General features: G+C 47.0%; 10 protein-coding genes. 6 read left to right on the forward strand and 4 right to left on the reverse strand.

What is annotated here, in order from left to right:
* Nucleotides 1–315: 315 nt before the first annotated feature.
* The 4 genes from HW560_RS07335 to cydC are packed head-to-tail and all read left to right on the forward strand — an operon-like array spanning nucleotide 316 to nucleotide 6558.
* Nucleotides 316–1731: a cytochrome ubiquinol oxidase subunit I gene (locus HW560_RS07335; RefSeq protein WP_090903253.1), complete on the forward strand. Its 1416-nt coding sequence runs from the start codon at nucleotides 316–318 to the stop codon at nucleotides 1729–1731.
* On the forward strand, nucleotides 1715–2731 hold the full coding sequence (gene cydB / locus HW560_RS07340; RefSeq protein WP_179265753.1) for a cytochrome d ubiquinol oxidase subunit II: 1017 nt from the start codon (nucleotides 1715–1717) through the stop codon (nucleotides 2729–2731). The genes HW560_RS07335 and cydB overlap by 17 nt, the downstream gene beginning before the upstream one ends.
* A 1-nt stretch (nucleotide 2732) precedes the next feature.
* Nucleotides 2733–4607: a thiol reductant ABC exporter subunit CydD gene (gene cydD, locus HW560_RS07345; protein ID WP_179262569.1), complete on the forward strand. Its 1875-nt coding sequence runs from the start codon at nucleotides 2733–2735 to the stop codon at nucleotides 4605–4607.
* A 1-nt stretch (nucleotide 4608) separates the two neighbouring features.
* A complete protein-coding gene (gene cydC / locus HW560_RS07350; RefSeq protein WP_179262571.1) occupies nucleotides 4609–6558 on the forward strand; it encodes a thiol reductant ABC exporter subunit CydC in 1950 nt (649 codons plus the stop codon).
* A gap of 203 nt (nucleotides 6559–6761) precedes the next feature.
* Here cydC and HW560_RS07355 read toward each other — a convergent pair whose 3' ends face one another.
* The 4 genes from HW560_RS07355 to HW560_RS07370 form a co-directional block, all read right to left on the reverse strand.
* Nucleotides 6762–7721: an MraY family glycosyltransferase gene (locus HW560_RS07355; RefSeq protein WP_179265754.1), complete on the reverse strand. Its 960-nt coding sequence runs from the start codon at nucleotides 7719–7721 to the stop codon at nucleotides 6762–6764.
* Between the two features lie 105 nt (nucleotides 7722–7826).
* Nucleotides 7827–8504: a hypothetical protein gene (locus tag HW560_RS07360; RefSeq protein WP_179262573.1), complete on the reverse strand. Its 678-nt coding sequence runs from the start codon at nucleotides 8502–8504 to the stop codon at nucleotides 7827–7829.
* A 1-nt stretch (nucleotide 8505) separates the two neighbouring features.
* Nucleotides 8506–9375 carry an ATP-binding cassette domain-containing protein gene (locus HW560_RS07365; protein WP_179262575.1) on the reverse strand — a complete coding sequence of 290 codons (870 nt, stop codon included), beginning with the start codon at nucleotides 9373–9375 and terminating at the stop codon, nucleotides 8506–8508.
* A gap of 7 nt (nucleotides 9376–9382) precedes the next feature.
* A complete protein-coding gene (locus HW560_RS07370) occupies nucleotides 9383–9751 on the reverse strand; it encodes a GntR family transcriptional regulator (RefSeq protein ID WP_257031799.1) in 369 nt (122 codons plus the stop codon).
* A gap of 266 nt (nucleotides 9752–10017) precedes the next feature.
* Here HW560_RS07370 and HW560_RS07375 point away from each other — a divergent pair, with 266 nt between their 5' ends.
* Together HW560_RS07375 and HW560_RS07380 are read left to right on the forward strand one after the other, a co-directional pair.
* The gene (locus HW560_RS07375) at nucleotides 10018–10722 is read left to right on the forward strand and encodes an ABC transporter ATP-binding protein (protein ID WP_179262577.1); all 705 of its coding nucleotides are present in this window, start codon (nucleotides 10018–10020) and stop codon (nucleotides 10720–10722) included.
* Nucleotides 10722–13046 carry an ABC transporter permease gene (locus tag HW560_RS07380; RefSeq protein WP_179262579.1) on the forward strand — a complete coding sequence of 775 codons (2325 nt, stop codon included), beginning with the start codon at nucleotides 10722–10724 and terminating at the stop codon, nucleotides 13044–13046. The genes HW560_RS07375 and HW560_RS07380 overlap by 1 nt, the downstream gene beginning before the upstream one ends.
* Nucleotides 13047–13263: the final 217 nt, after the last annotated feature.

The following is a 13263-nucleotide window of genomic DNA, read 5'->3' on the forward strand; positions in this document are numbered from 1 at the left end:
AATATGTAATGCCCATTTTGGCCAGCGTATTTTATGCCTGACACTAACATATGGGCGTTCCGTCCCAAACATGAGCATCTTCCGTGAATAGACGAAGCTGGCAAGCCCAAAGATTAGGTTTAATTTTTTCTATTGTGTGACCATCGTCACTTTTTTTTGCTGTCATGGCAGGGTTTGTGATAATTGTCACATGTATAAAATAGTCTATCTGGCACAATACGTTCATCAATACGTGTTTGGCTGACAGAAACGGAAGAAGGGGCTTCAATGCCAAATACGAAAACTGCGATATGAACAGAAAGAAGGGGTAACGGTATGGATCCGATTATGTTATCGCGTATCCAATATGCGCTCACAACGATTTTCCATTTCTTTTTTGTGCCGCTGTCCATCGGTCTTGTGCTGCTGGTAGCGATTATGGAGACGTTGTACGTAGTGAAGGGTAAGGAAGTTTACAAAACGATGGCCAAATTCTGGGGCAAACTGTTCCTGATTAACTTCGCCGTTGGTGTAGTCACAGGCATTCTGCAAGAATTCCAGTTCGGCATGAACTGGTCGGAGTACTCCCGTTTTGTCGGGGATGTATTTGGTGCGCCACTGGCTGTGGAAGCCTTATTGGCGTTTTTTATGGAGTCTACCTTTATTGGACTCTGGATTTTCGGATGGGATCGTTTGTCCAAAAAAGTGCACCTAGCTTGTATCTGGCTGGTATTTGTCGGCACATTCCTGTCTGCGCTCTGGATTCTGGCAGCCAATTCATTCATGCAGCATCCGGTTGGCTTCGAGATTAATAATGGCCGCGCCGAGATGAATGATTTCTTTGCACTGATTACGAATGGTCAACTGCTGGTAGAGTTCCCGCATACGATTTTTGGTGCCCTGATGACAGGTGCATTCGTCGTAACCGGGATTAGTGCCTACAAGTTGATGAAGAAGCAGGATGTGGAAATATTCCGCAAATCGTTCAACATTGCCATCATTATTGGCCTGGTTTCCTCGCTGGGGGTTGCCTTCTCGGGTCACTTCCAGGCGCAATATCTAGTGGAGACGCAGCCAATGAAAATGGCAGCCAGTGAAGGAACATGGACGACGACGGAAGACCCTGCACCATGGACCGTGGTAGCCTTTATCGACCCGAACAAACAGGAGAATTCCAGAGAAATCAAAATCCCTGGATTGCTCAGTTATCTGTCCTATAGCAAGTTCTCTGGCAGTGTCAAAGGCATGAAGGAGCTGCAAGCGGAGTATGAGCAAACGTATGGACCAGGGGACTATATTCCACCAGTACGGACGACGTTCTGGAGCTTCCGCATTATGATTGCTGCGGGCGGATTGATGATTTTGCTAGCGATATACGGTACATTCCTGGCGATGCGCCGCAAATTGGAGGGAGCAGGCAAGTGGTTTATGCGTCTGATGGTGTTTGCCATTTCCCTTCCGTTTATCGCTAATACGTCGGGCTGGATTATGACAGAGGTGGGAAGGCAGCCGTGGACGGTATTTGGTTATATGACAACTTCAGCCGGGGTATCCCCGAACGTAAGCGCAGGCCAGATTTTGTTCTCCACCATTGCTTTTACAGCAGCGTATACGGTTCTCGGCATTGTGATGGTCTACCTGTTCGTTCGTGAAATCAAGGCAGGGCCATATGCAGTCGAAAAGCCGGAGGAGCATGATGAATCGGCCGATCCGTTCGGCGTGGATGGGGGTTATTCTGTTGTCACTAAGTGAGTTGTGGTTTTTGCTGATTGCCGTCTTGTTTGTTGGTTTTTTCTTTCTGGAAGGTTTTGATTTTGGTGTGGGCATGTCTACTGCAATGATTGGCAAAACGGATCGTGAACGTCGTACCCTGATCAACTCGATCGGTCCGTTCTGGGATGGCAATGAAGTATGGCTGATTACGGCAGGGGGTGCAATGTTTGCAGCCTTCCCGCACTGGTATGCCACGCTGTTTAGCGGGTTTTATCTGCCGCTGGTCGTCGTGCTGCTGGCCTTGATCGGACGCGGAGTTGCCTTTGAATTCCGCAGCAAAATGAGACATGAACGCTGGCGCAAAACATGGGACATCATCATTATAGTCTCCAGTGCGTTACTACCATTCTTGTTCGGCGTTGTTTTCGCTACCTTGATGAAAGGCCTGCCTATTGATGCGCAGATGCAGCTTCGTCCCGGCTTCCTGGACATCGTCAATCCGTATACGGTGGTAGGTGGGTTGAGCGTGACGTTGTTGTGTCTGGTGCATGGTCTGCTGTTTGCTTCCTTGCGGACCGTGGGAGATCTTAGAGAACGTGCCCTGAATTTGGCCCAAAAACTGATGCTGCCGCTCGCCGCGATCCTCGCGATCTACGCTGTGATGACATACTTCATGACCGATGTGTTCGCCGTACGCGGCTGGGCTCTCTGGATTATGGTTGTTCTGGGTGCTGCTTCATTGGGTCTGGCGGCTTACTTCGTGCGTCAGAAACGAGAAGCCTGGGCCTTCGGCATGACGGGAGCTGTAATTGCAATCGCGTTTGCCTCCGTATTTATCGGTCTGTTCCCAAGGGTCATGGTGAGTTCAATGGGTTCGGCGTTTGACCTGACGGTCTACAATGCTTCATCCGGTGCATATTCGCTCAAAGTGATGACGATTGTGGCTTGTACGCTGCTTCCGTTTGTACTCGGCTATCAGATCTGGAGTTATTACATTTTCCGCAAACGTCTGAACGATCACCATCACCTGGAGTACTGACATGGGACGGGGGCTGTTGAAGCTGCCGGGCATCCGGCCAGTACTTGCGCTGACCTCAGCGCTTGTACTGTTGCAGGCGATGACGATTATCATGCAGGCGAAATGGCTGGCACAAGCGATTACGGCATTATTTGAAGGTTCACCCGTAACAGAGCAGTACTCGGTACTGCTGTTGTTCCTGGCCGCTTTTGCCGCCCGCTATGCCCTATCGTTCTGGTTGCAGCTCATCGCTTCGCGGTACGCGGAGAAGACAGGAAACGATCTGCGCAGACAGATGGTGGAGCAGTGGTTCCGGCTGGGACCGCGTTTTGCCAAAACGGAAGGAACAGGGCACCTGGTAACCTTGGCACGCGAAGGAACAGCCCAGTATAAGACGTATCTTGAACTGTTTATTCCCCGAATGCTGGGGATGGCGTTAACGCCAATCGTTATTCTGTTCTATGTCTTCAAGCTGGATATGATGTCCGGGATTGTTTTGACACTGACGCTGCCGATCCTGATCGTGTTTATGATTTTGGTGGGGCTGGCTGCACAACGCAAGATCGATGGACAGTTCAAGTCCTACAAAGCGCTGGCGAACCATTTCGTAGATACGCTCCGTGGACTGGAAACACTCAGAACACTGGGACAGAGCGGCAGGCATGGAGAAACAATCATTCGGGTTAGTCAGCGTTATCGCAAGGCTACGATGTCTACGCTGCGTATGGCTTTTCTGTCCTCCTTCGCACTTGATTTCTTCACCATGCTGTCGGTGGCTTCGGTGGCGGTTGGTTTGGGTCTGCGCCTGACGGAAGGGCATATGCTGCTTGGACCAGCGCTGACCGTACTCATTCTTGCGCCGGAGTACTTTCTGCCTGTACGAATGGTAGGCGCAGATTACCACGCCACACTGGATGGCAAAGAGGCCGGGGAAGCGATCAGCCAGATGATTGAGCGAGGGAAAACGGCCGAACGTAAGCAAAAGGAAGCATACACGAGTGCTGTTATACATGGTGTGTCAGAAAAGAACGGAGAATTCTCTTCGCCTGAGCCTACTTTTGGGCAAGGTGACGTGTCCGCATCCACCATACGGGTGGTTTTACGTGAGGTAAATGCCCGAAGTGGCATGGCTGCTTCCTCATCGAAACCCTCTTGGGAGGCGACGAGTAGACTGGCGCTTACCAACGTACAGGTACGACATCAGGAAGACGGGCCATGCTCGCTGAATGATGTGACGTTTCAGGTTTCTGGTCTTGGCAAAGTAGGGATTATCGGAGCGAGCGGAGCAGGGAAATCAACCCTGATTGATGTACTTGCAGGTTTTCAGCAGCTTACTTCAGGTCAGATTTTATATAACGGCCAGCCCTTATCTCCAGAGATGATGGAAGATTGGAGACAACAAACGGCGGCGATTCCGCAGCATCCAACTATTTTCAGTGGCAGCTTGGCGGATAATGTTCGGTTCTATATTCCTGAAGCTTCGGATGCGGAGGTGGCTGACGCCATTCACGCAGCCGGTTTGCATAAGCTTGCTGCCTCGTTGCCGAACGGGATGCAGGAGTTCATTGGTGCCGGGGGAAGGCAGCTTAGTGGAGGACAGGAGCAGCGGGTGGCTTTGGCGAGGGCCTTGCTTAGCGCGCGCCCGATCCTGCTGCTGGATGAGCCGACTGCGCATCTGGATGTGGAGACCGAGTATGAATTGAAACAGACCATGTTACCGCTGTTTGAGGGTAAGCTGGTTTTTCTGGCAACACATCGACTGCATTGGATGCCCCATATGGATCGCATTATTGTGATGGATGGCGGCACGGTTGCAGAGACAGGAACACATGAGGAATTGTTGGCCCGACAAGGCGTATATTACCAGATGATTCAGGCCCAGATGGAGGCGGTGTAAGATGAAAGCCGGATACGAGCAGACAGAAACAGCCCGGAGCGGGAGCCAAAAGAATAGCTGGATCACTCCGTACGTGGCACAGTACCGCTGGAGACTCGTGGCAGTCATTGCGCTGGGGATATGCGCTACGCTATGTGCCGTTTTGCTGCTCTTCACCTCCGGGTTTCTGATCTCCAAGTCAGCGCTCCGTCCTGAAAATATTTTGATGGTATATGTACCTATCGTGGGTGTTCGTGCATTTGGGATTTTCCGTGCCGTATTCCGGTATGTCGAACGTCTGGCTGGACATGATGTGGTTTTGCGCATACTCGCGGATCAGCGTGTGAAGCTGTATCGGATTTTGGAGCCGCAGGCACTGTTCCTGCGCTCTCGCATGCAGACGGGAGACGTACTTGGTGCTCTCGCAGAGGACGTAGAGAGACTGCAGGATATTTATCTGCGTACGGTATTTCCGGCGTTTACAGCTCTCATGATGTACGGTGGAGCTGTTGTGGCCTTTGGCAGCGTTGATCTGGGATTTGCACTGTGGATAGGGTTGTATATGCTGTTTCTGGTTGCTGTGCTTCCTGTCATTTCCCTCCGAGTGACGTGGAAGTTGCGGGTGCGGCTGAAGCGGGAAAATGCCAAGTTGTACACTCGTCTGACCGATGGTGTGCTTGGCCTCGGGGATTGGATAGCGAGTGGACGAGCTGAAGAATTTATGCGTCGGCAGGATGAGGCTGAAGGTCAGGCAGATATGATTCGACTTCGCTTGCGGCAATGGACGCGCTGGCGTGATCTGGTTGCGCAGTGCGTGATTGGACTAATGGTGGTATCCGTGACCTTATGGGCGGGAAGTGCGGCTTCTGCCGGACAGCTGCCTGCGGTTATGATTGCAGCATTTGTGCTGGTGTTGTTTCCACTCACGGAAGCGCTGCTGCCCGTAGGAGATGCGGTGGAGCATATCCCGCAGTATCGTGAATCGCTGGAACGCTTGCAGAACTTGGAAGGTGGAGAGATTAAACCAGAACAGTCTGGAACCGAAGAAGCGAATGCAGCGGCTGGAGCCAAAGAGGACATGAACTTAGGTGTATCAGGCAGCAATTTGGTAGCTGGACAACAGCGGGGTTCTCTGGAACGTAAGGAAAAAGCTTCGGACCGACGTATCCGCCTGCGCATTCCGCCCAGGCTGCGAGCCGACATTCAGATCGATCAGGTGAGTTATCGTTATACGCCTGATGCTCCGTATGCGGTGCAGGAGGTGTCCCTACATCTTCCTCAGGGTAAACGCTTGGCTGTACTCGGTCGCAGCGGCGGTGGGAAATCAACCCTCATGAAGCTCATTCAGGGAGCGTTACTCCCATCCGCCGGGAATGTATTCATCAATGATCTTCCGGTACAAACGATGGGTGAAAATATAACGGATGTCATTGCGGTGCTGAACCAAAGTCCACATCTATTCGATACTACGGTAGCCAACAATCTGCGGATCGGCCGTCCGAATGCCACAGACGAAGAAATCCAGCGAGTGGCTGCGCAAGTAGGTTTATCCGATCTCATTGAATCTTTGCCGCAGGGTTATCATACCCCGATGCTGGAGACAGGACTTCGTTTCTCTGGTGGAGAAAGACAGCGAATTGCATTAGCCCGGGTGCTTCTTCGCGAAACACCTGTCGTTATTTTCGATGAACCGACGGTAGGACTTGATCCTGTGACGGAACGAGCGCTGATGCGAACCATTCTGGACAGCATGCAGGGCAAAACAATGATCTGGGTCACCCATCACCTGATGGGAGCGGAACGGATGGACGAACTTATTTTTATGGAAAATGGACAGATCACCATGCAGGGTTCTCACGCACAATTGCTGGCCCGGGAAGAGCGTTATCGCCGTCTGCTCGAACTGGATCGACCGGGATGGTCTGATGGGCAGCAACCTGTGGTCCCGCTACCACCTGTAGCCTCCAGATAAATAGCGAATATAAGGTGCAGGTGCAGGCAGGGGCGAGTATCGGAAGGGTATGGGGCGTTTGCAGAGGCTTGTGTACGACATGGTAGCTGTTACCCTCTTATAATGTTAGTTCGATTCATCAGCGGCATAGCAAAGAGACGAGCCACAGGATCAGTAGGCTCGTCTCTTTTTTGCACCTTTTGTTGAAACGTTTGTTTCTAATATTACAGCTCCACCAGCATCAGAATGATGGAGGACAGACAGAGGCAGGTGCTGACGAGGTATAGCACACCGACCACCTGATTTTGATTCAGACCAGCACGCAATAGTCGATAATGAGCCTGACTCGCATCGGCTTGGTAGATCGCTTTGCCTTGAATGAAGCGTTTGATGACCACAAAAATGTTGTCGAAGATCGGCACACCGAGCGCCAGAATCGGGATGAAAATAGACAACATGGTCGCTTGTTTGAAAGCACCATCCAGGGCGATGACCGCCAGGATGAAGCCGAGAAACGTCGCTCCTGCGTCGCCCATGAACACCTTGGCGGGAGCTTTATTATATTTCAGATAACCGAGGGTTACCCCGACCAGAATGATCGACATGAGTGCAGAATCACTTTGACCTTTGGCCAAGGCCACGATGAACAAGGTAATAGCCGAGATGGCCGATAATCCGCCAGCCAGTCCGTCCATGCCGTCCGTGAAGTTAATGACTGTCGTTACACCGAAGATCCACAGGATCGTCAAAATGAATTGCAGCCAGATCGGAAGCATGACATATTCCGCGTTGAAGGGATTCACAAATCCGTTGAACGCAATGCCAGAAGTAAATACGAGCACTGCGGCAGAGACCTGTACGAGCATCTTGGGCAAGGCAGGAAAATCTTTACCTTTCGTTTTGTACCAGTCATCGACTGTACCAATCGTTAATAGAAGCATTCCGCCGGCGACCAGGGCCGCCGTTTCCCATGAAATTTCTTTCGTAAGAGCAATGTATGTCAGGAAGAATCCAGTAAATATCGCGTAACTTGCCGTCAGTGGGATGGGCTGCCTGTGCAGCTTACGCTCCACATCTTCTCGGGGCTTGTCCACAAAATCCAGCCGATGTGCCAGTCGACCAAGCGGCGGAATAAGCAGAACCACGACAGCAAAAGACAGCATAAAAGCCAGTATGTATACCATAACTTCGCTTGATTCACTCCTATCTACCAATTTCCCCCTATTATACGAGCTAAACAGGAAATCTGTCGATGTCATTATTGTAACCTAAGCTTCTTCCCAGGTAGTTTAGTATGTTCTCCCCTTTGTGAAAAACCAACCACCGGCCACGAACACGATGAAAAGCACAAGATTAAATCCAACACCCTTGAGTAGTGAGCTGTTGAATAACAATGCTTCAAAAAAAGAAACAACATGAACGCGTAGCGCAGGAATCGCTGTTCCGGTTGGAATCGCCACAATGAATAGCACCCACAGCAGCCAACCAACAAGGTGGTGGTAGCCGGAGATCAGCATGCTTAGGAGCGCCATCGTCATCAAATAAAAAATGGTTTGATAGAGGAAAGAACCTACAACGCCAAATTCATTCCAATGAAACGCTTCAATAAGATTTACGGTGTTTTTATGGAGTACATTCACTTCAAGCATAGACCATAAAGAATTGAATAAAGCGATGGCCACTGCCCACACGGTATAAACGAATTGAAGCCCGAAAAAATATTGTTTCCGGCTTGCTCCTAAATGTACGATGCGGTTGTAATAGCTAAGCGGAAGTGCGATTGCGAAAATGAGCAAAATAAGCAGCAGCAGGTTGCCATCCGCGATTCCTGTGTTTTGACTGCTGTCTATAAAGAGGCCAACAATGAATTCCGCCAACCTGCCAAGGAGGATTAAAGTAATGACCATCCATATATAAATCCTCATTTGCAAATAGGTCGCCTTTAAATGAACGGTCAATGCACCCAATTTAACGACCTCCTTCGATCAAATACGAAAAAAACTTCTGAAGCGTCAAATTTTCAATAGTTATGTCTAGTTTGCGTGCCTGAAGCCTGTCCTCATCGTTAAATTTTTCGTAGATGGCGGCAAGCTTTCCGTGGCCGTAAGATTCTGTATGTAATACTCGCTTTCCTTTTGTGAACAAAGCTACGGCATCTGAATTTCCACGAATCAAATAAGCTGCCATCCGTATCCGATTCATCTCGTCATGAAGCAGGAGAGAGCCCTCATCAATGATATAGACTCTTTCTGCGATTGGGGCGATTTCATCAATCAAATGCGTAGAAAGTAAAATCGTACGAGGATGATTGGCGTAATCCTCCAAAAGCTCCTTGTAAAACCTTTCCCGCATCAATACATCAAGTCCAAGCAACGGTTCGTCAAATAATGTCAACGACGATCGGCTAGACAGACCGATGATGTTTCCTACGAGTGATTCTGTGCCTCTTGAGAGTTGTTTGATTTTTCTGTTGGGATCAAGCTCAAACGTTTGAAGAAGCTTATGAGCAAACGTCCAGTCCCAATTGGGATAGAAATTTGCAGCGAACTGCAAAATCTCAATCAATCGAGCTCCGCCAAATAGCTTGTTATTCTCCCGTACGAAACAGCAATCTTCCGGTAGGGCTCCTTTACCCAACTTTTTACCTCTTATCTCAATGGTGCCGTCATTCGCGAAGAGTCCACCTGCTATGATGTTTAGCAAGGTTGTTTTGCCTGCGCCGTTTCGTCCGAGCAAGCCATAAATAACGTTTTCCTCGAGCTGTATATCCAGATCCCGTAATGCGTAGGTTCGACCATATTTCTTATTCAATTTGTCGCAACTCACCAAGATGCTCACAATGAATTCATTCCTTCCTTAATTGTTTAATCATCTCAATGATATCCTCGGTTGCCAGTTCAAGTTTGTCAGCTTCACAAATGAGATTGGACAGCAATTCCTTATAAAAACGATTTCTTCGCTTATTCTTAATCTTTTGTTTGGCATCAGACGAGACATACATGCCAAGCCCTCTTTTTTTATACAATATTTCTTCATTTACGAGCAGGCCAATTCCCTTCACAACAGTCGCTGGATTGATTTGAAAGAGCTGAGAAAACTGAGCAACGGAAAGAATTTGCTCGTCCTCTCGGTAAGTTCCGTTGAGAATATCGTCCTCAATGATATCTGCTACTTGTTGAAAAATTGGCTGCTTTTCGTCGAAAGTGACGCTCATTACCTCACCACTCAGCATTGTAGTTTGTTACACATCTAGCAGGAAAACATAACTTATATGCGAAAATTTGTCAATAAACAATTCGGTAGGAGTAGATGATGATTTTTTTTACACGGAGTCCAGTTATTGACAATTTGTTGCGGTGGAATTATAGTATGCTACATGAGTGACATACTCATACACTAACATACTTACATAAATAAAAATATACTTGCCAAAGGGAGCACCAGAAGTATGACAAATAGATAACGGGGAGAGAAGAATTTATGAAAACATTAATCGAATTTAAAAGCGTAACGAAAGAATACAAAATTGGTGAAGTGCCGATCAAAGCGCTGAACGGTGTTGACTTTACCATTAACGAGGGTGAATTCGTTGTTGTTCTAGGTGCAAGCGGAGCCGGTAAAAGCACGATTCTCAATATACTTGGTGGCATGGATACAGCAACCTCGGGTAAAGTGACTGTTGGCGATAAGGATATTACTAGCTTCAACGAAAAGAAGCTTACGGGATATCGCGCCGAGAAGGTAGGTTTTGTCTTTCAATTCTATAACTTAATCCCCAATTTGAATGCCTTAGAGAACGTTGAATTCGCCACTGAAGTATGCAAAGACCATTTGGATGCCAAAGAGATATTAAATAAAGTCGGCTTGAAGAATCGGATAAAAAACTTCCCGTCTCAGCTCTCCGGAGGAGAACAGCAGCGAGTTGCAATAGCACGTGCTGTTGCAAAGAACCCTCTGCTATTGCTATGCGATGAGCCCACTGGTGCGTTGGATTATGTAACTGGCAAGTCGGTTTTGAAGCTGCTTCAGGATTTGAATACGGAAACGAAAAAATGTGTTGTGCTGGTCACGCATAACTCTGCGATTGTGCCGATGGCGGATAAAATCATTCGGGTGAAAAGCGGAAAAATTGAAAGCGTAACGGTCAATGAGCATAAACAAAGCGTTGAAGGGATTGAGTGGTGATGAAATTATTCAAAAAATTGATAAGGGATATCAAGCAATCCATCGGTCAATTTCTGGCCTTTGTGTTGGTTATCACCATAGGCGCTTTTTTCTACACGGGGCTGGTAACGTTAAGTGATAACCTTAGCTCTTATTCAAAGAATTACTTTCAAACTCATAATTTAAGTGACTTAAACGTTTACTACGACCAAGTATCCAAGCAGGATATGTCGAAGTTGAGTGGAATTGAAGGGATAAAGAAGGTGGAGGGACGGTATACCTTTGATGCGACGCAATCATTTGGCGATACGAAAGCAACTTTAAAGATCCACTCCATCCCCGAAATCAATAGCATTAATACGCCTACTATAATTGAGGGCAACATTCCGTCTCGCCAGGATCAAATCTTGCTTGATTCCCATTACGCCAAGGAGCACCAGTACAGAGTCGGGGATCAAATGAAGTTAAGCGTCAATAACGAGAATGTGGTATTCACCATTAGCGGCTTGGGCGAAAATGTGGAATATGCCAAAAAGAACGAAACCCAGGATCATAAAACTTCGGGATTTGCATATATGGCTGAAGCGGGAATTCCTCGAATCGCAGGTAACCTTTATTATAATGAGGTTTTGATTGACGCTGAAGAAGGGTACGATATAGACCGATTAGGCCAAAATGTTGAAGCGCAGTCTCAACAACTTTCTTATGTAAGTCAAATAAGTAAAGAGCGAACATTCAATTACTCGCAGCTTCAACAAACAGTCTATAACAATAAATTGATGAGCAAGGTTATTCCGCTGGTTCTCTTTATCATCGAAGCGATCATTCTCTTCCTAACCATGTCTCGAATCATCGATTCGCAAAGGAACCAGGTAGGAATTATGAAGGCATTAGGCGTGAAGAACAGCAGCATTATGCTCCATTACATGGGGTTCCCGATACTTGTCGGTATTATAGGTTCCATTCTTGGTTGTATCATTTCGGCAATCATATTTGTTCCAATGATTGAGGCTTCAAATGCTAGATCCTACTCGTTGCCGAACATAACATTCTCCTTATCCCCCTTCTCGATCATTATGCCTATCCTGTTTTCAAGTGCATTCGGCATGCTTGCATGTTACTTGAGCGGCATAGGTATCCTTCGAGAACATGCAGCACAGGCGATGAGGCCTAAACCGCCGAAGAAGATGAAAAAACTGCTCATTGAACAGCTTCCGAAAATTTGGGGACGTATTCCCTATAGCAATAAACTCATTTTGAGAAACATCTTTCTTAATAAGCAAAAGGCGATAGCAAGTTCCGTTGGCGTTGTGGTGAGCACAGTGTTGTTGATCACTGCGTTCGGGACACAAACGTCCTTACAAAGGGTCGCCGACCAGATCGAAGAGGTGAATACCTATGATCTGAAGGTTGAATACACGAGTGGGGCAGAGCTAGAAAAGGTGGAATTACCCACTGGGATTGAAAGCAGTTATTATCAATCAACCTTTCCTGTGGAGTTTACCAAGGGCGATGAACATGAGAATGCCACGTTGACCGTTACGGAGAAGGACAATACTCTTATCCAATTTTTCGACGAAAAAGATAATCCCATGACACTCATGGACAATGGTGTGCTGGTACCAAAATCATATGCGGATCACTATAAGGTTGCGATAGGGGATACGATCCGAATTCGATTCACTGATCCTTCGTTTGCGAATAAAACGGTCGATATGAAGGTTGCACAAATATCCAATCAGTATTCCAATCCATCTTTCTTTTGCTCGATAGCGTATCTGGAGAGTTTTGGGATCGATTACAACCCAACCACAATTCTAGTGAAAGCTAGCAATGCCACAGACCTTACTAACGTACGACAGTTCTTTGAGCAAGACAATCTGGTAGATACAATCGCGGACAAGGATGATTTGAAAAAATCTGCACAATTTATTATGAAGCAAAATAGTTTTATCTTCATTATGTTTATCATTAGTGCTGTTATTCTTTCGTTTGGCGCCATCTACACCATATCCTCCATCAACATTTACGAAAGGAATCGTGAGCTGGCTACTCTTAAGGTACTGGGTTATCAAAAATATAAAATAAATCGACTTATCTTTTCCGAGAATATGATACTCACCACCTTTGCGGTCATTATAGCTCTGCCGATTAGCGTATACATGTATTCGATTATTATTGAGGCGTTGTCGAGTACCCATCAACAAATCCCAGATCAAATAAATATTTTGGTTATGCTGGTATCAATCATGATTGCATTTTTACTTACAACGCTCTCTAACTTGATGCTTCAGAGAAAGGTCTCTCGAATTAATATGATTGAATCGTTAAAAAGTTTAGAATAAATCGGGCAATAAAGAGTGAATTATTTCCAATTATATAAAAACGACAAGTGTGATTGATTCCACACATAGTAAGTTGTCCTTCAAATATGTCTTGATTCTTGATGCCTATCGGAAAATTATCGGTCAGTTTTCAGTAAAACACTGCAAGCCTTCGAGCTACAGTGTTTTTACTATATCCACCTAAGTATTTGTTTGTCATTCATATAACCAGGTTTAA

It is taken from the genome of Paenibacillus sp. E222 (assembly GCF_013401555.1).
GTDB lineage: Bacteria > Bacillota > Bacilli > Paenibacillales > Paenibacillaceae > Paenibacillus.